Annotated in this window: 1 protein-coding gene; it reads left to right on the top strand. The window is 68.0% G+C overall.

Annotated features, from left to right (window positions below; translation table 11 throughout):
- The coding region (locus ADK52_RS08580; protein WP_159045877.1) for an acyltransferase domain-containing protein at positions 1–962 on the top strand (962 nt) is incomplete at both ends.

Here is a 962-nt window from a genome sequence, read left to right on the forward strand (position 1 = left end):
CCCCCCAAGCACTCGAAGAAGCCACCGACCGACTCGCCGCCCACCTGCGCCGCACCCAACCCAACCTCGCCGACGCCGCATACACCCTCGCCACCGGACGCCACACCTTCCCCCACCGCCGCACCGTCACCGGCACCACACCCGACGCCATCGCCACAGCCCTGGAAACCCGCGACCCCGCCCACACCACCACCAGCCACACCACCCACGACACCACACCACTGATCTACCTCTTCAGCGGCCAAGGCTCACAACACACCCGCATGGCCCACGACCTCTACCAACACGAACCCGCATTCCGCAGCACCGTCGACGAATGCGCCGAACTCCTCACCCCCCACCTCGGCGAAGACATCCGCACCATCGTCTTCACCGACGACCCCCGACTCGACCAGACCCAATGGGCCCAACCCGCCCTCTTCACCATCGAATACGCCCTCGCCCACCTCTGGAAAACCTGGGGCATCACCCCCACCGCCATGCTCGGCCACAGCCTCGGCGAATGGACCGCCGCCTGCCTCGCCGGCGTCTTCACCCTCCCCGACGCCCTCCGCCTCATCGCCCTCCGCGGCCGCCTCATGCAAGCCCAAACCCCCGGCGCCATGCTCAACGTCATGGCCGACCGCACCACCATCGAAGCCGCCCTCCCCGACACCCTCTCCCTCGCCGCCCACAACGGCCCCCGAGACTGCGTCATCTCCGGCCCCCACGACGCCATCCACACCTTCACCACCCTCGCCGAAGAAAACGGCTGGCCCACCCAACCCATCACCACCAGCCACGCCTTCCACTCCCCCCTCATGGAACCGATGATCGCGGAATTCACCACCGCGGTCGCCACCACCAACCCCCAACCCCCCCACACCCCCTTCATCTCCAACACCACCGGCACCTGGATCACCAACCAACAACCCACCGACCCCGCCTACTGGGGCCACCACATCCGCGCCACCGTCGAATAC

Source organism: Streptomyces sp. WM6372 (genome assembly GCF_001279655.1).
Lineage (GTDB): Bacteria > Actinomycetota > Actinomycetes > Streptomycetales > Streptomycetaceae > Streptomyces.